At 32.9% G+C, this 22742-nt stretch carries 17 protein-coding genes; 6 read left to right on the top strand and 11 right to left on the bottom strand.

Translation table 11 applies throughout. The features are described 5' to 3' along the window. Window positions 1-4: 4 nt before the first annotated feature. A complete protein-coding gene (locus U5A88_RS07120) occupies window positions 5-1621 on the top strand; it encodes an alanine/glycine:cation symporter family protein (RefSeq protein WP_354205041.1) in 1617 nt (538 codons plus the stop codon). 167 nt (window positions 1622-1788) lie between these two features. On the opposite strand, the gene U5A88_RS07115 is transcribed toward U5A88_RS07120, so the two are convergent. Continuing rightward, window positions 1789-2808, bottom strand: a complete 1020-nt coding sequence (locus U5A88_RS07115; protein WP_354205039.1) for a TlpA family protein disulfide reductase — start codon at window positions 2806-2808, stop codon at window positions 1789-1791. 148 nt (window positions 2809-2956) lie between these two features. On the opposite strand from U5A88_RS07115, the gene hutH reads away from it, so the two are divergent. Beyond that, window positions 2957-4468, top strand: a complete 1512-nt coding sequence (hutH, locus tag U5A88_RS07110; RefSeq protein ID WP_354205037.1) for a histidine ammonia-lyase — start codon at window positions 2957-2959, stop codon at window positions 4466-4468. An 11-nt stretch (window positions 4469-4479) separates the two neighbouring features. Here hutH and U5A88_RS07105 read toward each other — a convergent pair whose 3' ends face one another. The 3 genes from U5A88_RS07105 to U5A88_RS07095 all read right to left on the bottom strand — a co-directional run bounded on the left by U5A88_RS07105 (window position 4480) and on the right by U5A88_RS07095 (window position 8097). Then, complete coding sequence (locus tag U5A88_RS07105; RefSeq protein WP_354205035.1) at window positions 4480-4869, bottom strand: PLDc N-terminal domain-containing protein; 390 nt, start codon at window positions 4867-4869, stop codon at window positions 4480-4482. A gap of 43 nt (window positions 4870-4912) precedes the next feature. Beyond that, window positions 4913-5389, bottom strand: a complete 477-nt coding sequence (locus tag U5A88_RS07100; protein WP_354205033.1) for a YybH family protein — start codon at window positions 5387-5389, stop codon at window positions 4913-4915. A 146-nt stretch (window positions 5390-5535) separates the two neighbouring features. Beyond that, window positions 5536-8097 carry an ATP-dependent Clp protease ATP-binding subunit gene (locus tag U5A88_RS07095; protein WP_354205031.1) on the bottom strand — a complete coding sequence of 854 codons (2562 nt, stop codon included), beginning with the start codon at window positions 8095-8097 and terminating at the stop codon, window positions 5536-5538. Window positions 8098-8318: 221 nt separating this feature from the next. Between U5A88_RS07095 and gyrA the strand changes: the two genes are divergently transcribed. Together gyrA and U5A88_RS07085 are read left to right on the top strand one after the other, a co-directional pair. Next, window positions 8319-10835 (top strand): DNA gyrase subunit A, encoded by a 2517-nt coding sequence (gene gyrA, locus U5A88_RS07090; RefSeq protein ID WP_354205030.1) that lies wholly within the window; start codon window positions 8319-8321, stop codon window positions 10833-10835. A 33-nt stretch (window positions 10836-10868) separates the two neighbouring features. Further along, entirely contained in the window at window positions 10869-12140 is a 1272-nt protein-coding gene (locus U5A88_RS07085; protein ID WP_354205028.1) for a tetratricopeptide repeat protein, read from the top strand. 73 nt (window positions 12141-12213) lie between these two features. On the opposite strand, the gene U5A88_RS07080 is transcribed toward U5A88_RS07085, so the two are convergent. After that, complete coding sequence (locus tag U5A88_RS07080) at window positions 12214-12984, bottom strand: C40 family peptidase (RefSeq protein ID WP_354205026.1); 771 nt, start codon at window positions 12982-12984, stop codon at window positions 12214-12216. A gap of 11 nt (window positions 12985-12995) precedes the next feature. Next, entirely contained in the window at window positions 12996-14171 is a 1176-nt protein-coding gene (locus U5A88_RS07075) for an acetyl-CoA C-acyltransferase (RefSeq protein WP_354205024.1), read from the bottom strand. A 198-nt stretch (window positions 14172-14369) separates the two neighbouring features. On the opposite strand from U5A88_RS07075, the gene U5A88_RS07070 reads away from it, so the two are divergent. Beyond that, window positions 14370-16442: an HD family phosphohydrolase gene (locus U5A88_RS07070; RefSeq protein WP_354205023.1), complete on the top strand. Its 2073-nt coding sequence runs from the start codon at window positions 14370-14372 to the stop codon at window positions 16440-16442. A 42-nt stretch (window positions 16443-16484) separates the two neighbouring features. Continuing rightward, window positions 16485-17906 carry a cardiolipin synthase gene (cls, locus tag U5A88_RS07065; RefSeq protein WP_354205021.1) on the top strand — a complete coding sequence of 474 codons (1422 nt, stop codon included), beginning with the start codon at window positions 16485-16487 and terminating at the stop codon, window positions 17904-17906. A 95-nt stretch (window positions 17907-18001) separates the two neighbouring features. Here the strand turns inward: cls and U5A88_RS07060 are convergent, their stop codons facing one another. The 5 genes from U5A88_RS07060 to U5A88_RS07040 form a co-directional block, all read right to left on the bottom strand. After that, on the bottom strand, window positions 18002-19186 hold the full coding sequence (locus U5A88_RS07060; RefSeq protein WP_354205020.1) for an acetate/propionate family kinase: 1185 nt from the start codon (window positions 19184-19186) through the stop codon (window positions 18002-18004). A 10-nt stretch (window positions 19187-19196) separates the two neighbouring features. Then, window positions 19197-21290, bottom strand: a complete 2094-nt coding sequence (pta, locus tag U5A88_RS07055) for a phosphate acetyltransferase (RefSeq protein ID WP_354205018.1) — start codon at window positions 21288-21290, stop codon at window positions 19197-19199. Window positions 21291-21403: 113 nt separating this feature from the next. Next, on the bottom strand, window positions 21404-21952 hold the full coding sequence (locus U5A88_RS07050; protein ID WP_354205016.1) for a hypothetical protein: 549 nt from the start codon (window positions 21950-21952) through the stop codon (window positions 21404-21406). Between the two features lie 44 nt (window positions 21953-21996). After that, window positions 21997-22299, bottom strand: coding sequence for an antibiotic biosynthesis monooxygenase (locus U5A88_RS07045; RefSeq protein ID WP_354205015.1), 303 nt, complete (start codon window positions 22297-22299; stop codon window positions 21997-21999). A 9-nt stretch (window positions 22300-22308) separates the two neighbouring features. Further along, window positions 22309-22716 carry a GNAT family N-acetyltransferase gene (locus U5A88_RS07040; RefSeq protein WP_354205013.1) on the bottom strand — a complete coding sequence of 136 codons (408 nt, stop codon included), beginning with the start codon at window positions 22714-22716 and terminating at the stop codon, window positions 22309-22311. Between the last annotated feature and the right edge of the window lie 26 nt (window positions 22717-22742).

The following is a 22742-nucleotide window of genomic DNA, read 5'->3' as shown; positions in this document are numbered from 1 at the left end:
TATCATGAATTTAAAGCACAAGCACTTAATTATAGTTTTTTCATTATTTCCGTTTTTAGTAAACTCACAATCTAAAGGATTAGATGAGCGTGTCAATGATGCATTTATGCCATTTGCTATTTGGTGGGAAAATTTAATATTTACTGAAGTTACCATTGCAGGATTTGGTATTCCAATAGTTTTGATATTATTACTTTGTGGGGCTTTATTTTTCACTATTTACTTTGGATTTGTAAATATTAGACATTTTTCTACTGCTATTCAAGTTGTAAGAGGTAAGTATGATAATCTGGAAAAATTGGATAACTCGTTAAATACAAATGTTCATGAAGTAGATGGTGATTTGTTAGACACAATAAAGGATGAAGGTCATCATGGTGAAGTAAATCATTTTCAAGCATTAGCAACTGCTGTATCTGGAACAGTTGGTTTAGGTAATATTGCAATGGTAGCTGTTGCCATATCTATTGGTGGACCTGGGGCAACTTTTTGGATGATTGTAGCAGGTTTGTTAGGTATGTCTTCAAAATTTGTTGAATGTACATTAGGTGTTAAGTATCGAGACATTGATGAGGAAGGTAATGTATATGGAGGTCCAATGTATTATTTATCAAGAGGGCTGAAAGAAAGAGGTTTTAAACATTTAGGTAAGTTATTAGCCGTAACTTTTGCAATACTGTGTGTTGGTGCTTCTTTTGGAGGAGGTAATGCTTTTCAAACAAATCAAGCTGCGGCACAAATTATTGAACGATTTGGTATAGAAGGTTCTGCATCAGGAAGTTTAATTGGTCTTGTTTTTGCTGTTTTTGTAGGTATAGTTATTATTGGTGGTATTAAACGAATTGCAAAAGTAACTGAGAAAATAGTGCCTTTTATGGCAGTCTTGTATGTGGCAGCTGCCTTGTTTATTATAGTGTCAAATATCAGTTATGTTGATGATGCATTTAGTTTAATATTTAGCGAAGCTTTTACACCAAAAGCTACTATTACTGGTGGTTTTATTGGTGTGATGATTCAAGGTTTTCGTAGAGCCGCATTTTCTAATGAAGCTGGTGCTGGTTCTGCAGCAATTGCACATTCAGCTGTAAATACCAAATTTGCGGCATCAGAAGGTTTAGTAGGCTTATTAGAACCATTTATTGATACGGTAGTAATTTGTACTATGACTGCTATTGTAATTATTATGTTCAATGTAGATGGGGCTTTTGATTATGGTAATGTTGTTAATGGACAAGCATTAATGGCAGATGGTAGTAGAGTGGGTGGAGTAAATTTAACTTCTTTGGCATTTGATAATGCAATACCTGGCTCGTCTTACTTATTAGTTTTTGCTGTAACCTTATTCGCTTTTTCTACTATACTGTCATGGTCTTATTATGGGCTACAATCTTGGAAATATCTTTTTGGAAGAAGTAAATTAATAGATTTAAGTTATAAAATAATCTTTTTGATTTTTACGATTTTGGGTGCAGCTGTAACTTTAGATGCAGTAATTAAGTTCTCTGATGCAATGATTTTGGCATTAGTGTTTCCTAATATGATAGGTTTGTTATTGTTATTCCCAAAAGTGAAAGAAGAATTAAATAGATATTTAGAAGTTATTAGAACAAAATTAAAATAAACCAATAAGGACTAGAAGTACATAGTTTTAAAAGTATGATGTTCTTTTTTGCATTACTTTAATATCTAGTTACCAAATAATTACAGAGGTTTAAACTTTAATTGTTTAATAAAAAAACCTCAAAACATAAAAGCTTTGAGGTTCTTAAATAATTAGTTTTAAAGTAATTATATTTTCAATTCAGAAAATAATTTTCTCAATGCGGGGTCCGATGGTCTTGGGGCGTTGTTATTTATAATATTTCCATCAGGGCCAATTAATATAAACCTTGGGATAGCAGTAATACCATAGCCTCTAACAAAATCAGATTCCCATTCTTTATCAACCATAATTTGATTTCCTGTTAAGTTTTTATCGGCCACCATCTTTTCCCACTTTTCCTTATCTTTCATTTTATCGATTGACATACTTACTATTGCTAAGTTTTTATCTTCATATTCTTTGTGCAATTTTTTTAAGGAAGGAATTTCTTGAATACAAGGCCCACACCAAGTAGCCCAAACATCAACATAAACATATTTACCTTTAAAGTCTTCTAGTGATATTAGTTTCCCTTTCGTATCAGGATAATTGAAAGTTGGTGAGGGTTTGCCCGTTGCAATTGGTGCTAAAATGGCGTGCTGAGCATCATAATTTGTATTCAAAAACTCAATAAATCGATTATTGCCTTCAATTTCTTTAGCAATAAAAGTCGAATCTAAATCTTGAGCATTTTTTAAAAGAGCTTCAGTTTTAACAGTTACATCACTTACTTTTTTTTCAAAATCTGATTTCTCTAATTCAAAAAAGCCTCCAGGGTTACCTAACTTATACTCTTCCTCTAACTTCATTTTTGCAGTCATATAATTATTGGTTCCAGACCCAACACCTGAAAATTCAGCAGTGTTTAATAAATCATCGGCATCAAAATTAAAATCTAAATCGTGTCCATTCTCAATGTTAACAATTGTTCTGGCATTGCCATGTAGTAACATGTAAAATTCATCACTTACTTTTAAAGTATCAGAATAGGTACCATCTTCATTAACTTTAATATTTTTATTAAAACTTCTGCTACTTATTTTTATTACAGAATCTTGTGGGTTGGTAATTTTACCTGAAAGTTCAGCATAATCTTTAGGTGCTTCCTCTTTTTTACATGAAATCAGTAAAACCAAGACTATAAGTGTTAAGGCTATCTTTTGCATTTATTATAAATTTTAATTCGGTCGCAAAAGTACTATTTTTTATGCAGTAAATGCTTAAAATTTAGTTAATAGCGTATGTATAGTTTAAAACTAGAATAGTAAAAGGTTGTATAAAATATTTCTTTACATTTGGGTTTTAATTTTTAAAATGACAGAGATCCATACCATAAGCAGTACATACTTGAGTTTATCTACTATTAAAGATATTGTTAGCTCATCTAAAAAGCTAATACTATCTGATGAATCAGCTGAAAAAATTGATAAATGTAGAGCTTATTTAGATACTAAATTGGCCAAAAACAAAAATCCAATTTATGGTATTAATACTGGTTTTGGGGCACTTCATAATGTTAAGATTTCTAAAAAAAACTTAACAACACTTCAGGAGAATCTAGTAATGTCTCATGCCTGTGGAACTGGAGAAAAAGTGCCTGAAGACATTGTGAAGATGATGTTATTGTTAAAAATTCAATCGTTAAGTTATGGACATTCTGGAATTCAGTTAGTTACGGTAAATAGATTGATTGACTTTTATAATAATGACATTTTACCCATAATTTACACACAAGGATCGTTGGGAGCCTCTGGCGATTTATCGCCATTGGCACATTTAGCTTTACCTCTTATTGGAAAAGGCGAGGTTATGCACCAAGGAAAAAGATTTACCGGAGAAGAAATCTTACAAAAGTTTAACTGGGATAAAATTGAATTACAATCTAAAGAAGGGTTGGCATTATTGAATGGTACTCAATTTATGAGTGCATATGGTGTTTCAATTTTATTAAAAAGCTTTAAATTATCTTATTTAGCCGATGTTATTGGTGCCATTTCCTTAGATGCTTTTGATGGTAGAATAGAGCCTTTTAATACCTTAATTCATTTGATTAGACCGCATAATGGACAATTGCAAACGGCAAAAAAAATAAAGGAGTTTTTACAGGATAGCGAGATTGTAAATCGAAAGAAAAAACATGTACAAGATCCCTATTCTTTTCGGTGTATGCCGCAAGTACATGGTGCAAGTAAAGACACCTTAAATTTTGTAAAAAAAACCATAGAAATAGAAATCAATTCGGTAACCGATAATCCCAATATTTTTGTGGATTCTGATGAAATTATTTCAGGTGGTAATTTTCATGGACAGCCGTTAGCCTTGGGATTAGACTTTCTTGGTATTGCTTTGTCTGAATTAGGAAATATATCAGAACGCCGCACTTTTCAGCTCGTATCGGGTTTGCGAGGTTTGCCCGCTTTTTTAGTTTCTAATCCTGGATTAAATTCAGGATTGATGATTCCTCAATATACTGCTGCTAGTATAGTTAGTCAAAACAAACAACTAGCAACCCCAGCTTCTGTTGACTCTATTGTTTCTAGTAATGGGCAAGAAGACCATGTAAGTATGGGAGCAAATTCTGCTACTAAAACGAAAAAAATTGTTGATAATTTAGAAACTATTTTAGCAATAGAGTTGTTGAATGCTTCTCAAGCTATGGAGTTTAGAAAACCTTTAAAGACCTCTGAATTTTTAGAATCTTTTTTAAGTATGTATAGAAAAGATATACATTTTATAAAAGAAGATGCTGTGTTGCACGATTTCATTGTCAAAAGCATTGCTTTTATTCAGAATTTAAGCATTGATAATGAGGAGTTGTTTGGCTAAATAATACGCTGTTATTGATTCTTCGGTGTATAACCTAACGAATTTCCCTCTTTTCTAGAAGGTAGAATTTCAACAAAATAGTATACAATTGATGCAATAGTCCCCACTAAAACTAGTAAAACAATCCACATGATTTTGGTATTACTTTCATTTTTTGGATTATTGCTGGCATGAATAATATAATAGACCATTACAATCAATTTTATAAAAATTGCCAAAACAATAAGGATTATCATTACCGAAAGTGATTCAAATAATGCAATAGGAACTTCTCCGTCACTGTTTTCAGTTTGTATAGCGGTTGGTATGAACCCAATAAATATATAAACAATATAAGTTATGATTAGAAGAAGGGGTAAAAATGTTAATACACCTAGTAGAATTTTTGCTGAATTTTTCATCTTTTGAAATACCGAGTACTAAAGATACAAAAAATAAGGGACATTACGGTTTTGATAATAACGTATAATGCCCATGAATACACAACCATTTGTCATTTTCTTTTACAAAAATACGAGTTGATTTTCCCTTAGTTGCAAATGGAACACCATAGGTAGAGCCTGAATCAGACCAATAATAGGTTATCCAAGCGGTATTGCCATTTATGGTTACTTCTGGTTCATGCATTCCTGTATGAATAGGAGTGGAGCTCTTTATCCAATCTTCAATACCTTTTACTTCGGCCTCTTTCCCTTTGCGTAAAACACTGTCATTTTCTCCAAATTGAGTAAAATTAGGATGGACATAACTTGCATATCTGTCAATATCTCCTTTTTCAATAGCATCCCACATATCGATTAAAGTAGATTTGATGAGTTCTTTTTCTGTTTTAAAATAGTTACTATCCTTTGTTATTTTTCCTTTACATGATAGCAGTATTGCAAATAATGTAATTGTTATTAATCTTAATGAAACTTTCATGATTTACTTTTTAAGTTACCATTATTCATTCAAGTAAATTTAATACAAATTTCTTTAACAAATTGTTGCACAAAAAAAGTTGCCAATATGACAACTTTTTTAATAATTTATTTCTGACAACTGAAGACTGACAAGTGCCAACTGATTTACTCTTCTTTTTTCTCTTCAACCGACTTTTTTGCCTTTTTAATTTTTATAGTCAACTCTTGTTTCTTTTCATCCAAATCCATAAAAATGGTGTCATTTTCTTTGAGTTTAGAATTGACAATTTCTTCCGCCAAGGCATCTTCAATATACTTTTGTATGGCACGTTTTAAAGGTCTGGCACCATATTGTTTGTCAAAACCTTTATCGGCAATATAATCTTTCGCTTTTTCGCTTAACTTCAAGTGATAACCGAGACCATCGATGCGTTCTAATAATTTCTCTAATTCAATATCAATAATGGCATGTATGTCCTCTTTTTCAAGTGGATTAAACACAATAACATCGTCAATTCTATTTAAAAATTCAGGAGCAAAACTTTTCTTTAACGCATTTTCAATGACACTTTTTGCATTGGCATCTGCCTGTTCTTTTCTAGAAGCTGTACCAAATCCAACGCCAGAACCGAAATCTTTTAATTGTCTAGCTCCGATATTAGAAGTCATAATGATAATGGTATGCCTAAAATCGATTTTACGCCCTAAACTGTCCGTAATATAACCGTCGTCCAAAATCTGTAAGAGCATATTAAACACATCAGGATGTGCTTTCTCAATCTCGTCCAACAGTACTACAGCATAAGGCTTGCGTCTTATTTTTTCGGTCAACTGTCCACCTTCTTCATAACCCACATAGCCTGGAGGTGCACCAATTAATCTTGAAATGGCAAACTTTTCCATGTACTCGCTCATATCTATACGGACTAATGCATCGGGAGAATCGAATAGCTCTCTTGCCAATACTTTTGCCAATTGTGTTTTACCAACACCCGTTTGCCCTAAAAAGATAAAGGAACCAATAGGTTTGTTTGGGTCTTTTAATCCCACTCTGTTACGCTGAATGGCTTTCACTACTTTACTTACTGCCTCATCTTGACCAATGACTTTACCTTTAATCATATTTGGTAAATCTGCCAATCTTGAACTTTCTGCTTCTGCAATTCTGTTTACAGGAATGCCAGTCATCATAGAAACCACTTCAGCAACATTATCTTCAGTTACAGTTTCTTTATGTAATTTAGATTGGTCTTCCCATTCTTTTTGGGCAATTTCCAATTCTTTTTCTATACGTTTTTCATCATCACGTAAACGAGCAGCTTCTTCATATTTTTGACTCTTTACCACATTGTTTTTCAGCTCTCTAACATCTTCTAGTTGTTTTTCTAGTTCAAGTACTTGTTTGGGTACGACAATGTTGGTGATATGAATTCTAGATCCGGCTTCGTCCAACGCATCAATAGCCTTGTCTGGTAAGAATCTATCTGTCATATATCTATTGGTTAATTTTACACAAGCTTCAATAGCTTCATCTGTAAAATCGACATTATGATGGTTTTCGTATTTATCTTTAATGTTATTTAGAATTTGAATGGTCTCTTCAACCGAAGTGGGTTCGACCATTACTTTTTGAAAACGACGTTCTAAAGCACCATCTTTTTCAATGTTTTGTCTAAATTCATCTAGTGTCGTTGCTCCAATACATTGAATTTCACCTCTTGCCAAGGCAGGTTTAAACATGTTAGAAGCATCTAGAGAGCCTGTAGCACCTCCGGCACCTACTATAGTATGTATTTCATCAATAAATAAAATAATGTCGTCATTCTTCTCTAATTCGTTCATTAGAGCCTTCATACGCTCTTCAAACTGACCACGGTATTTTGTTCCAGCAACTAAACTTGCCAAATCCAAGGAAACGATACGTTTGTTGAAAAGAATACGTGACACTTTACGTTGAATAATCCGCAAAGCTAATCCTTCTGCTATGGCCGATTTACCAACACCTGGCTCACCAATTAAAATGGGATTGTTCTTTTTTCTACGGCTTAATATTTGTGAAATACGCTCTATTTCTTTTTTACGACCAACAACAGGGTCTAATTTGCCCTCCTCAGCCAGTGCAGTTAAATCGCGACCAAAATTGTCCAAAACAGGTGTTTTAGATTTTGCATTGGATTTACTTGGTTTAGCACCAGAACTCCCTCCAAATGGATTTTGTTTTGGTTCATCAAAATCATCGCCTTTATCACTTTCGGCTGTTGGGGTTTCGGTAATATCTACATCATCGGTAAATAATTGTGTAAACAATGTTTTCACCTCATTATAGTCAATATCAAATTTATTTAACAACTTAGTGGTCGGATCATTTTCGTTCCTCAGCACGCACAATAACAAATGAGCAGTACTAACTGCATTGCTTTTAAATAACTTGGCTTCTAAAAAAGTAGTTTTTAATGCTTTTTCTGCTTGTTTTGTTAAGTGTAAGCTTTTTTTGTCATTGCCTGTCGGATTGTCAGCATTGGCAGGACTAAGCCCCTCGATTTTTTTACGAAGCATTGCCAAATCAATATCCAAGGCATTTAATATATCTATAGCATCACCATTAGCTTTGCGTAATAGCCCTAGCATTAAATGTTCGGTACCAATAAAATCATGCCCTAGTCGTAACGCTTCTTCTTTGCTATACGCTATTACATCTTTAACTTTAGGTGAAAAATTATCGTCCATTTTCTAAAATTTATATGGTAAAATTACTCGATTTTTTTTAATAATAATTGCAAAAGTTATACCGAACTTTTGGCCATTCAGTAAATTTATGAAAAACAGTATGTTTACTGGTGCTAATTGTTAATAAAAAATGATAAAGAATGCATTTTTATATAACTTTAAAAAAGCAGATTTGTTGTATATTGCTCTCTTAATTTTAAAACAAAAAATAGATAAGTTTTATGGAAGAAGGTGAAAAATTAATTCCTATTAATATTGAAGATGAAATGAAATCATCCTACATTGATTATTCAATGTCGGTGATTGTATCTAGAGCATTACCAGATGTACGTGATGGTTTAAAACCAGTACACAGAAGAGTATTGTTCGGTATGCACGAATTAGGAATTAAAGCAACGGGAGCTCATAAAAAATCGGCCAGAGTAGTAGGAGAGGTATTGGGTAAATACCATCCACATGGTGATACTTCGGTATATGATGCTATGGTACGTATGGCACAAGATTGGAGTATGCGTTATCAAATGGTTGACGGGCAAGGTAACTTTGGTTCTGCCGATGGTGATAGCCCTGCTGCAATGCGTTATACGGAGGTTAGAATGCAAAAGTTATCAGAAGAAATGTTGTCTGATATTGATAAGGATACAGTTGACCACCGCTTAAATTTTGATGACACCTTACAAGAGCCTACGGTTTTACCAACACGTATTCCAAGTTTATTGGTAAATGGAGCTTCTGGTATTGCAGTAGGTATGGCTACAAATATGGCACCTCATAATTTGACCGAAGTAATTGATGGTACCGTTGCTTATATTGATGATAATGAAATTGATATTGATGGATTGATGCAATATATAAAAGCACCTGATTTCCCTACTGGTGGAACAATTTATGGTTATGATGGGGTAAAAGATGCTTTTCACACAGGCAGGGGTCGAATTGTAATGCGTGCAAAAACAATCTTTGAAGAAGTTAATGGTAGAGAGTGTATCATCGCAACAGAATTACCATATCAAGTTAATGGTGCTGATTTATTGAAAAAAACGGCCGACTTGGTCAATGATAAAAAAATTGAAGGTATTGCTTCTGTCCGTGACGAAACGAGTAGAAAAGGAAGACGCTTAGTGTATGTTTTAAAAAGAGACGCCATACCAAATATTGTACTGAACAAACTATTTAAATATACAGCTTTACAAACTTCATTCAGTATCAACAATATTGCCTTGGTTAACGGGCGTCCAGAAATGTTGAATCTTAAAGATTTAATCAAGCATTTTGTAAACCATAGGCACGATGTAGTTACGAGAAGAACAAAATATGAGTTAGATAAAGCTGAAGCTAGAGCTCATATTCTAGAAGGATTGATAATAGCCTCTGATAATATTGATGAAGTTATTAAAATAATAAGAGCTTCTAAAAATGCGGACGAAGCTAGGGCGAATTTAATTAAACGTTTTGAACTTTCTGAAATTCAAGCTAAAGCAATTGTTGAAATGAGATTGCGTCAGCTTACTGGATTAGAACAAGATAAGTTGAGAGGTGAGTATGAAGAAATAATGAAATTGATTGAGGATTTGAAAGATATTTTAGCTAATGAATCCAGAAGAATGTCCATAATCAAAGAAGAGTTAATTCAGATTAGAGATAAATATGGTGACGAGCGTCGTTCTGTAATCGAATATGCTGGTGGTGATGTGAGTATTGAAGATATGATTCCAGATTCTCAGGTAGTTGTAACCATTTCTAATGCAGGTTATGTCAAACGTACCAACTTGGATGAATATAAAGTTCAGAATAGAGGTGGGCGTGGTCAAAAAGGTGTATCTACCAGAAATGAAGATTTCTTAGAACATCTGTTTGTGGCTACAAACCATCAGTATATGCTGTTCTTTACACAGAAAGGAAAAGTATTTTGGATGCGGGTTTATGAAATTCCAGAAGGTAGCAAATCATCTAAAGGTAGGGCCATTCAAAACTTAGTGAATATAGAACCTGACGATAACGTAAAGGCATTTATTTGCACACAAGATCTTAAAGATGAGGACTATGTAAATAATAATTATATTATCATGGTCACCAAAAATGGTCAAACCAAAAAGACTTCTTTGGAACAATATTCAAGACCACGATCAAATGGTATTAATGCCATAACTATTAAAGATGGCGATGAATTGCTAGAGGCTAAATTAACTGATGGTAACAGTCAGATTATGATTGCTGTAAAATCAGGTAAAGCTATCCGATTTGAAGAAAGTAAAACCAGACCTATGGGTAGAAACGCTTCTGGTGTAAGAGGAATCAGATTAAAGGATGATAAAGACGAAGTAATTGGTATGATTTCACTAAATGATATGGAGAGCGATGTACTTGTAGTTTCTGAAAAAGGATATGGTAAACGTTCAAGCCTAGAGGATTACAGAATTACTAATAGAGGTGGAAAAGGCGTCAAAACCATAAATGTTACGGAAAAAACAGGTAACTTAGTGGCCATTAAGAATGTAACTGATGAAGATGATTTAATGATTATCAATAAATCAGGAATTACAATCAGAATGGCAGTATCTGATTTACGTGTTATGGGTAGGGCTACTCAAGGTGTAAAATTGATAAATATTAAAGGTGATGATTCTATTGCCGCTGTTGCTAAAGTTGTAAAAGACGAGGATGAGGACGAAGAACAAGAACTTGGCACGGATATTGAAAATAACCAAACCGATCAGACAAGTGATCAAGAAGAATAACAAACAAAAATGAACACTAAATTTTAAACAAAAATGAAGAAACTAGTACTATCGATGTTGGCAGTTACAATCAGTCTGTCAATATTCGCACAAAAAGATGAATTAAAAGCTGCCGAAAAGGCATTTAAGAAGGAAGATTTTGCAACGGCTAAGGCTTCAGTAGATCAAGCTGAAGGATTAATTGCTAATGCTGATGAAAAGTTAAAAGCTAAATTTTATTTTTTAAAAGCTCAAACGTATTATCAGTTAGGAAAAAAAGATCCGGGTAAAGCTACTAGTGCTTTTGACACTGCGGCAAAAGCATTTCAAAACCTTATAAGTTTCGAAAAAGAAATAGGTAAGCAAAAATATACTGAAGAAGCACAACCCATGCTCAACGCATTAATTGCAGAAGTTTCCAATAAAGGTATTAAGGAATATCAAGACAAAGATTATGCTTCTGCTAAAAAAACATTATTAGATACCTATAACTTAAGTAAAAAAGATACTGTATTTTTAGAGTATGCTGCAACTGCAGCTTATTTAGATAAAGATTTTGATACTTCTTTAAAACATTTTAACAAGTTGAAAGAGTTAGGATACACTAATATTGCCACTACTTATTCTGCAATTAACACTGAGTCTAATGAGAAGGAAAATTTTGCATCCAAATCGCAAATGGATTTAATGGTTAAGACTGGTAAGTATAAAGATGCAAAGTCAGAAACCTCACCATCAAAAAGAGCGGATATTATCAAAAATATTGCTCTGATTTTAGTTGAAAAAGGCGAGACGGAAAATGCTATTGCTGCGGTACAAGAGGCTAGAGCAGTTAATCCTGATGATACTGATTTAATCTTTACTGAAGCTAATATTCAATTAAAATTGGAGAATAAGGATGAATTTGTTGCTCTTATGAAAGAAGCTATTACCAAAGATCCTAATAACCCTAGCTTACATTTTAATGTTGGTGTTATTAACCAAGAACAAGGGAGATTGGAAGAAGCGAAAGCTAATTATGAAAAAGCAATTGAGTTAGACCCTAATTATGCTGATGCTTATTTGAATATGGGAGCTTTAGTGTTGGTAAAAGACAAAGAGTTGGTTGAAGAAATGAATGCTAATTTGAGCAACTTTAAAAAGTATGATGAAATTAAAGCAAAACAAGTAGAGTTGTACAAGCAAGCTTTACCTTATTTTGAAAAAGCCCATGGTCTTAAGAAAGATAATATAGATGTAGTTAGAACTTTAATGAGCATGTACGAAAATTTAGAGATGGATGATAAGTACAAAGAAATGAAAGCCCTTTGGGACGCATCTAAATAGTTAGAAACTATATAGTATTAAATAAAAAAAGCCTTCTGATTTGCAGAAGGCTTTTTTTATAATTAATTGTAAATTAAAATATCTTCTTAATTACCCTTAACTTGTAGGTATGCTTTTTTAGGTCTTGGTTATAAATTCCACTATGGTCTAATTGGTCAATGCGTACTTTGCCACTGCAATGGATAATATGGTGATTGGCCAATATAATACCAACATGTATAATTTCACCTTCGCTGTCGTCAAAAAAAGCCAAATCACCAGGTTCTGATTCTTCAATAAAACTCAATACTTCGCCTTGTGTGGCTTGTTCGGATGCTTTTCTCAACAACGAATAGCCATTTAATCGATAAACCATTTGTGTAAAGCCTGAACTGTCAATGCCAAAAGGTGTTCTACCGCCCCATAAAAATGGGGTATTCAAGTATAAAAAAGCTGAATTTACAATTGATTTTTGGGATTGCTTTTTTGAAGTGACATTCCCTTCAAACCTATAAGATTCATCAAGTAAATTAAAAGATTTTTCTACATAAAAAGGCAATCTTGAACCCAAAAGTACCGAAGATAGTTGATGTTGTTCGTCTTCAATAAAATCTATCAACTCATTAGACACTATAATTTCAGAACTATTTAAATCGTCAAAGTAATCTTTAGAAACTTCGGTATACTGTTTGCTTTCGATCCAACCTTCACAATGATCAAATTCCAGTCTAATTTTAATCCATTCCTTATTTTCTTGCAAGACTTTGTAATGATCGCCAAACAGTAATTGGGATATCATTTCACTAGTGTGATCTGAAACCGAACGAAGTGGAATAGTACTTAAGTTACAAATACCGTATTTCATTTAAGAAATCCTTAGTTGTTTTCAATTACTATGGCACTCGCACCACCACCGCCGTTACAGATAGCCGCGGCACCTAATTTACCATTATTTTGTTTTAGTACATTTATCAGTGTAACTACAATTCTAGCTCCTGAACATCCCAAAGGATGACCCAGCGAAACGGCTCCACCATTTACATTAACTTTAGCAGAATTTAAGCCCAATAATTTTGTATTTGCCAAACCTACTACCGAAAAAGCTTCATTAAATTCGAAATAATCGATATCATCTAGCGATGTGTTTGCTTTTGCAATTGCCTTAGGTAACGCTTTAGCGGGAGCAACGGTAAACAATTCAGGTTCTAAGGAAGCGTCGGCATAGCCTTTAATGGTTGCTAATGGTGTTAAATTTAATTCAGCAGCTTTTTCTTTACTCATTAGTACTAGGGCAGCAGCACCATCATTTAGTGTAGAAGCATTAGCAGCGGTAACTGTACCTTCTTTACTAAAAACAGGTCTTAGATTAGGAATTTTTTCCATTATTACATTCTTATATTCTTCATCTTCATCAATAATTAGAGGGTCTCCTTTGCGTTGAGGTACTTCTACAGGAACTATTTCATCTTTAAATTTACCTTCTTCCCATGCTTTTGCAGCTCTTTTGTATGAAGTTATGGCAAAATTATCTTGATCTTCTCTAGAAAACTCATGCTCTACAGCACATAAATCACCACAAGTGCCCATATGTTTTCCATCATAAACATTGGTAAGCCCGTCTTTTAATAATCCGTCTTCCATACCAATTAATCCCATTTTTTTTCCTCTTCTGCCTTGCAAGTAATGAGGGACCATTGACATATTTTCCATACCGCCGGCAACAACAATTTCAGCATCTCCTAATTGTATAGCTTGGGCAGCTTGCATTATGGTTTTCATACCAGATGCACAAACTTTATTTACAGTTGTGCAAGGAACATTATTGGGTATCCCTGCAAATAATGCAGCTTGTTTCGCTGGTGCTTGCCCTAAATTGGCTTGCAAAACAGAACCCATTAGTACTTCATCTACCATATCTGCTTTTAAATTTATCTTAGTTAAAGCACCTTTAATGGCAATAGCTCCTAATTTAGTAGCTGAAATACTTGATAAACTTCCTAAAAAACTTCCAATTGGAGTTCTTACTGCTGAAACAATTACAACTTCTTGCATATTTTATAATAGGTTTTACAAATTTGTTTTTAACCACTTAATATCAGAAAATAATAATTTTTTTATACTAAATTCATCAATACGGGTTCTATTCTGCGAATTTAGTTATTTTTACAGTTATTATTAAATAAATAGGGTACTTTGTATAATAGTTTATAGTACTCACTAAATGCATAGATAGTAGTAGAAACTGGACTAATGAAAAAATTCAATTTAAAAAATTTTCTAAATACCATATATCAAAACCATGCCCTAGCTTATAAAATAGTCCTTTTTATTATAACCACTTTTGCAATTGTTTATTTATTTCCTAAAGGGGGGCATTTTAAATATGAATTCCATAATGGCAAACCTTGGCAATATGATAATTTATATGCTCCATTTGATTTTGCTATTCAGAAGTCTGAGCAGAAAATAGAAGAAGAAAAAGAAACTATTACTTCAAATAAAAAGCTTTACTTTTCTTATAAAGAGGATATTGCCAAAAAAATTAAAAGTGAACTAGAAAAATCTATTTCTGAAAATTCACAAGATTCCATTCTTGCTAATTACAGTATTACACGTGTTATTAGGTTTTCTAATAGTATAGTTGATGCTATTTATCAAAATGGTTATATCAACGAAAATGATGTAAACAGAGCAGAGGATAAAGAACTCATTGCTTTAAGAAAAGGAAATATTATTTCAGATGTAGTGTTTGATAATTTTTTAACCTCAAAAGAAAAGAACAATTTAATCAATAACGCTTTTGAACAATCACGATACAAACCTTTGCAAACTTATCTTACGCCATTTTTTCTACAATTTTTAGAACCTAATATTTTTTATGATGAGAAATTGACCGATAAAGTGTTACAGGACAATTTAAACAAATTATCTTATACTGAAGGTTTAGTTGCTGAAAATGAAAGAATTATATCCAAAGGCGATGTAGTTGAAGGTAAAAAATTACGCATCCTCAATTCATTAGAAAAGGAATACCTATCGCAAGTGTGGAATCAATCAAACTATAATTGGATTGTTTTTGGTTATGTTCTCCTTGTGGCTCTAGCCTTGTTAATGCTATTGTTATTCTTACAAAAATACAGACCTTTTATTTTTGAGAACAACACGAAAGTTACCTTTATATTTTTCAATGTTTTTTTGATGGTTTTAATTGTAACCTTGGTTGTGAAGTATAGGGTAGATTACCTATATGTTGTCCCTTTACCTATTTTACCCATTGTAATTAAAGCCTTCTTTGATGCACGTTTAGGTTTGTTTACACATGTTTTGACTGTTTTACTGCTTGGTTTTATAGTACCCAATAGCTTTGAATTTATCTTTTTACAGATTATTGCCGGTATCATTACCATTTTAACTGTTTCTGAGCTACACAGAAGGGCAAATTTATTTATATCCATTAGCCAAATTACATTGGTATATATGATTGCTTATTTCGCTTTTTCAATTATTCAAGAAGGTAATATGCTTAAAATTAATGGAGAATATTTTATCCTTTTTGCATTAAATGGGGTATTATCCTTTTTATCACTGTTCTTTATTTTGGTATATGAAAAAACGTTTGGATTGGTATCTGATGTGTCGTTGTTGGAAATGTCAAATACAAACTCTAAATTATTAAGAGAGTTGGCTGAGAAAACTCCTGGTACTTTTCAGCACTCAATGCAAGTAGCAAACTTGGCAGAAGCCTCTGCAAATGAAATTGGTGCAAATGCTATGTTGGTGCGTACAGGAGCATTGTATCATGATATTGGTAAAATGTTGAACCCAAAATATTTTACTGAAAACCAAACCACTACGGTTAATCCGCATAATGAACTAAACCCAAAGGATAGTGCAGAAATAATCATTAACCATGTAATTGATGGTATTGAATTGGCCAAAAAATATAGACTGCCCGATAGGATAATCGATTTTATACGTACTCACCATGGTACCTCTTTAGTGTATTACTTTTATAAACAACAAGAAAAGAACAATCCACAAGATTTGAATATCGAAGATTTTTCATATCGTGGTCCTATTCCGTTTTCAAAAGAAACTGCTATTTTAATGATGTGCGATGCTGCAGAAGCTGCATCAAAAAGCTTAAAGGAGCCCACAGCTCAATTAATTGATGAACTAATCGAAAAAATTGTAGCTAGCCAAATGGCAAACGGTCAGTTTATGAATGCCGATATTACTTTTAAAGAAATTCAAATTATTAAAAAAGTAATTAAGAAGAAACTGAACAACATTTACCATTTACGGATTGAGTATCCAGAGTAGAAATTGTTTGAAATTATTACTTTATTTACAATTATTTAAAAAATGCTTACTGCTTTTATTATCATTTATGTTATTTCAGCTTTTATAGCAATTGGCAGCATAATCCTTTACGGCTCTAACCCTTCTAGGTCTTTAGGGTGGATATTGGTGATTATTTTTATACCCTATGCAGGAGTTCTACTTTATTTGTTGTTTGGTATTAACAGAAGGGAATTTAAAATTTTTACATTAAAACATACTTTAGAGAGAAGGTTATATGATCATAAACATCTAAAACATAATTCTTCAGAAAATAAGGTTTTATTCACTTCTTCAAAGAAAGTAAGATTAGCATCTTTACTTGAAAACAGTTCAAATTTTCCGCCAATAGATGGTAATAAAATTACGGTATTAAGCAATGGAGCAAGTACATACTCAACCATGTTTAGTAAATTGGAAAACGCTAAAAAATTTATACATATCCAATTTTATATTTTTGAGGACGGTGACATATTAGAAAAATTGTACCAAATATTTAAACAAAAAATAAAGGAGGGTGTAGAAGTTCGATTGATTTACGATTTTATAGGAAGTTTTGAATTGAAAAGAAAATCAATAAAAAGGTTTAAAGCATTAGGTGTAAAAGTTTATCCAATATTGCCATTTAAATTTGGAAGTATTTTATTTACCTTGAATTTTAGAAACCACAGAAAAATTTTAATTATAGATGGTGAAGTTGGTTTTACAGGCGGTGTAAACATAAGTGATAAATATGTCAGTTCTCAATCAGATTTAGGTATTTGGGACGATGAGCATTTGTGCATTGAAGGACCAGCTGTTGAAAGTTTGCACAATATTTTTATTAAAGATTATTATTTTGCCTCTCATGATGAATCATTGTTAGAAGAAAAATACCATCCTAAAATAGCTAAAAGAGGGGACTCAATAGTTCAGATTGTTGCAAGTGGCCCAGATTCAAATTACCCTACCATTTTACATCAGTATTTAAAACTGATAAATATAGCAGATGATTGTATCTATATTGCCAACCCATATTTTATGCCATCTAGACCTTTATTGGAAGCCATTAAAATAGCAGCTTTAGCTGGGATTGAAATTAAATTATTGATACCTGAAAAGTCTGATTCTAAACTTGCAAAATATAGTATGCAGTCATATTTTTTCGAATTGCTTAAAGTTGGTATAGAAATTTACCAAAGCAGTAACTTTTTACATAGTAAGATTATTATTTCAGACAAGGAAATAGCCTCTGTAGGCTCTGGTAATTTTGACCATAGAAGCTTTGAACAGAATTTTGAGACCAATGCACTTATTTATGATAAAAACGTTGCCACTGCTATTGCCGATAATTTTTTAAAAGACTGTGAAAAAAGTAGTTTATTAACATTAGAAGAGCATAGCTCTAGACCGTTTTACAATAAAATTTTTGAGGGTATTGCAAGGCTATTTAGCCCTTTATTATAAAAAGGGTAAGTTCTGCTCAGAAAATTAAAACTTACCCTTTATAAATTAAAATCAACACTTCAAAATTACGCTGAAAAGAATAAAACTGGGTAACTTTAGTTACAGAGCTGAAAAGCTTGTTTTGCAATTTCAACTTCTTCATTGGTAGGAATTACTAGAATTTTCACTTTTGATGCTTCAGTATTAATTTCTTTCAATTTTTTAGACCTAACATCATTTTTAGCATCATCTAAATGTATCCCTAAATAGTCCATATGACTACAAATCATTGCCCTTAGAGTACTTGAATTTTCACCAATTCCGGCAGTAAAAACAATAGCATCTAATCCGTTCATAGCTGCTGCGTAAGCACCTATATATTTTTGTATGTGGTAAGCGTTCATTTCTAATGCCAAAATACATTCCCTATTTCCATTTTGGGCGTGGACTTCAATTTCTCTTAAATCGTTAAAACCTGTTAGACCGAGCATTCCACTTTTTTTGGTCAACATTTTGTTTACCTCGTTAAGGCTATACCCTAAATTGTTCACCAAATAAAATATAATGGAATGGTCAATATCACCACTTCTTGAACCCATTATTAAACCATTTGAAGGGGCAAACCCAAGACTATGATCTATACTCTTTCCATCTTTTACGGCGGTAATACTGCACCCATTACCTAAATGGACGGTAATTATTTTTGAATTCCCTTTTTTAAGATAGTTAAGTGCCTTTTCCGTTACATACTTATGGCTTGTGCCATGAAAACCGTACAACTGAATATTATGCTCATCATAGTACTGGTTTGGTATAGCGTATTTTTTTGCCTTGATTGGAATGGTCTGATGGAAAGCCGTATCAAATACCGCAATTTGTTTGGCATCGGGAAAAATTTGTTCCGTGAGCACAATGCCCTCCAGGTTATGTGGATTGTGCAATGGTGCTAGTGGGTTCAAGGCCTTTATTTTATTTTTTACTTCTTCGGTAATTAGCGTGGTGTCCGAAAAAGTATTGCCGCCATGTACAACCCTATGCCCAATAGCGTCAATTTCCTTGGTATCTTTTATAATCCCGATTTTTGGATCCAAAAGGTAATCGGAAATTTTGTGCAAGCCTACTTTATGTGAATTGATCTCATCTACTTCATGGAGGTCGGAAGTATCGGTTTTATATTTGAAAATAGCATCTTTTTCTCCAATACGTTCTACAACGCCTTGGCAAAGCACTTTTTCAGAAGGCATTGCAATCAGTTGAAATTTAATGGAAGAACTGCCCGCATTAATAATTAATATTCTCATTTTCTTTTTATTAAAAATCCTGTGCTTGAATTGCCGTTATAATTACCGTATTATAAATATCATCAACTGTACAACCTCTACTTAAATCATTAACCGGTTTATTTAACCCTTGTAAAACTGGACCAATGGCCAACGCCTTAGTTTCTCTTTGTACGGCTTTATAAGTGTTGTTTCCTGTGTTTAAATCAGGGAATATAAATACACTTGCCTGTCCGGCCACTTCAGAATTTGGCAATTTGCTTTTAGCAACATTTATATCTACAGCGGCATCGTATTGTATGGGCCCTTCAATTTTAAGGTCAGGATTTATTTCTTTAACTAATTCTGTTGCTTTTCTTACCCGATCAACATCTTCTCCTACACCAGAACTTCCAGAAGAATAGGATAACATGGCAATTTTAGGCTCAATACCAAATGCTATACTCGTCTCAGCAGAAGAAATGGCAATAGCTGCCAACTGTTCGGCAGTAGGGTTGGGGTTTATGGCACAATCTCCATAAACTGTAACTCTGTCTTCCAGTAGCATAAAAAAGACTGATGAAACTACCGAAACACCAGGTTTTGTTTTAATGAATTGTAATGCTGGTCTAATGGTATGTTGTGTAGTATGTACTGCACCAGAAACCATTCCGTCGGCATGACCTTTGTGCACCATCATGGTTCCAAAATAGGAAACATCAGCCATCAAATCTCTGGCCATAGCCAGATTAACATTTTTATGCTTTCTCAATTCATAAAGTGTGTTGGCATAATCTTCAAAATGAACTGATTCAGTAGGATTTATAATTGTAATTTTACTGAAATCAAAAGCAATATCAAGCTGAGCTAGTTTATTTTCGATTTGATTTCTATCACCTAATAAGGTTAGTTCAACTGCATTAGTATCTATTAATTGTTTTGTTGCAAGCAATACCCGTTCATCAGTACCCTCGGGCAATACAATATGTTTTTTATTTGAAATAGCTCTTTTTAGCATGTTATATTGAAACATACGTGGCGTAATACCGTTGGCTTTAAAGGTGATTAACCGTTCTGCCAATGCATCAACTGAAATATGTTTTTCAAACTCTTGAATAGAACCTGTTATTTTTATTACGTTTTCCGCATACATTTTAGGCTGTATGGAACCAATTTTGTTAGTAATACCATAAGTACCTCCTTCAACTGAAATAATAGGGATAACTTCTGAAAGTCCTTCAATCAATTTTATAATTGACTCCTCTGGTAGTAATCCTCCAGTTAAAACTATACCCGAAATGGTGGGATAATTAGCTGATATATTAGCTTGTAGTGCACCTAAAATAATATCGGCTCTATCGCCTGGCGTAATTACTAAACTGTTTTCTTTTAGATGTGTAAGGTAATTCCTCAATTGCATTGCACCAACACCAAAAGATCTAGCTTGGTTATTAATATACACTTCACCAAATAGAATTTTTCCGTTAAGCTCTTCTACAATTTCTTTTACTGTAGGGCTTGATAAGGTTTTATTTTTAGGAATTACTCCCGCAATAACATCATTTGGTAAGCTTTTAGACAATTCTGCTTTTACCAATGCCACATTTTCCGGCTGTACTTTATTGGCTGTAACCATTAATACTTCAACACCATGTTCTTTAAAAGAATCATAGGCCATGTAAAGATTACTTATTAATTCGTCCATGGTTTTACCTTCACCACTTGCAATTAAAATGGTAGGAATACCTAAGTTTTTTGCAATTAACATATTTGTATCCCATTCAATAATTGCACCTTCACCGGAAAAGTCAGTGCCTTCTACCAATATAAAGTCAAAACGAGCTTCAATAGCTTTGTACTTCTCTATAATTTTAGCAATAACTTTATCTTCTTTGTTTTTGTTTTTTTTACGGATAACCTCACTTCGTGTAAACGCATAGGCATCTTCATAATCCATATTTAAATTAAAATAACTAAGAATGGTATTTATATGATTATCTTTTTTACCATCGTCATAATCGTCAATTATAGGTCTAAAATAACCTACTTTGGCAGTCTTACCCAACAGCATTTGCATTAATCCAATAGAGATAATTGATTTGCCACTTTTAGCTTCGGTCGTGGCAATATATACGGCTTTGTTCATTAAATTTTGTTAAAAATTTTAAATTGCAAATTTACGAAATTAACCACGCATAAATGCAATGGATTCAATTAAAATAGTCGGATTTTATTTAGGCTTTTGATGAGCGTTTTTACTTATAAAATTCTAATTTTAAAAAATTGATCAGATAGAATTAATAAGGAACTAACAATCATAATTAGAATGGTTGTAGAAGTATTAAATTTCCAACTCAAATTGTATTTCATGGCAGTTTTATAAACGAGTAAAAACAAAAATAGGCTGACAAGTATTGAAAGGGTGTAAAGACCAGTACCCAGAAATTCACTAATTCTACCTTCGTCATTGGGTTTAATAACATTCATTACACCAGCTAGTATTCTCATATACAAGGGAACAAATAAAAGTGGATAGATGAATTTGTTCCAACCCTTTGTTTTTAAGACTATAAAAATAAACAATGCTTGTAATAGTGTTATTATTGGTCCAGAGGCTGAAATATAGATTTGGTGCCATTTATTTTGTTGTTGTCCAGCTACTGGCGACACCGAATTTAGCCGCATTATAGCTTCGTACCCAAGTAATTCGCTAGTAAACCAATGCGTAAATTCATGCAATAGCCACGTAAAGAGTACAGCACCAACTGTTGCAAAAGCATATTTTAATGTTATTTTTTGATCTATCATTTTTGAGTAATAAAAATTAATTTAGCTCGCTATACCCAGTAACTTCAGTCAGCAAACACCTCGTAGTGAGTAACTTTATCTTCAAATTCAAGTAAATAGTCTTTATCTCTCTGATAGTATTTAGCGATTTCATAATCATTTCCAGCAAAATTTTTAATTACGTCAAGATTTTCCCAGAAAGTTATCAGGTTGAAATGGGCAATATCTCCTTCAATCCGTCTTAGAAATGTCAATTTTACAAAACCTTTCGTCTTTTTATAATCGGGAATAGCTACTGATTTCATAAAGTCTGTATATTCTTCAAAATGTTTGGCTTTGGTTTTACCATGCCATATTCTTGCTATCATATCTTTAGTTTAATGTTCATCTCCTTTATAAATCCACATTGATGCTGTTTCGCCTGCTTCTACAAAACCAACTTTTTGATAAAAATCAATAGCCTTATTGTCGGCAGTTAGTATCTGCATGTGAAATTCCTTATACTTTTCCTGCATTTTAGCCATAATCATTTGCCCAATTCCTTTGCCTTGGTATTTTGGATGAACTAATAAATGCGGATAGTATACTACTAAGTACCCGTCAGAGATTGCATTTCCTATGCCAACCAAATTTTTACCACTCCAAGCAGAAACCAATGAATGAGAATTTACTAAAGCATTATATAATTTAATTGGGGTATTGGCTGAACTCCATTTGTTTGCTTTATATAATTTAATTATTTGTTCCTTGTCAATATCCCTAGTTTCTGAAATTTTAATTTTCATTGTCTGTTTATAATTTGTTGCAGGTT

The organism is Aureibaculum sp. 2308TA14-22 (assembly GCF_040538665.1).
GTDB lineage: Bacteria > Bacteroidota > Bacteroidia > Flavobacteriales > Flavobacteriaceae > Aureibaculum.
The sequence above is the reverse complement of the archived record's forward strand: the minus strand, read 5'-3'. Positions and strand labels throughout refer to the sequence as shown.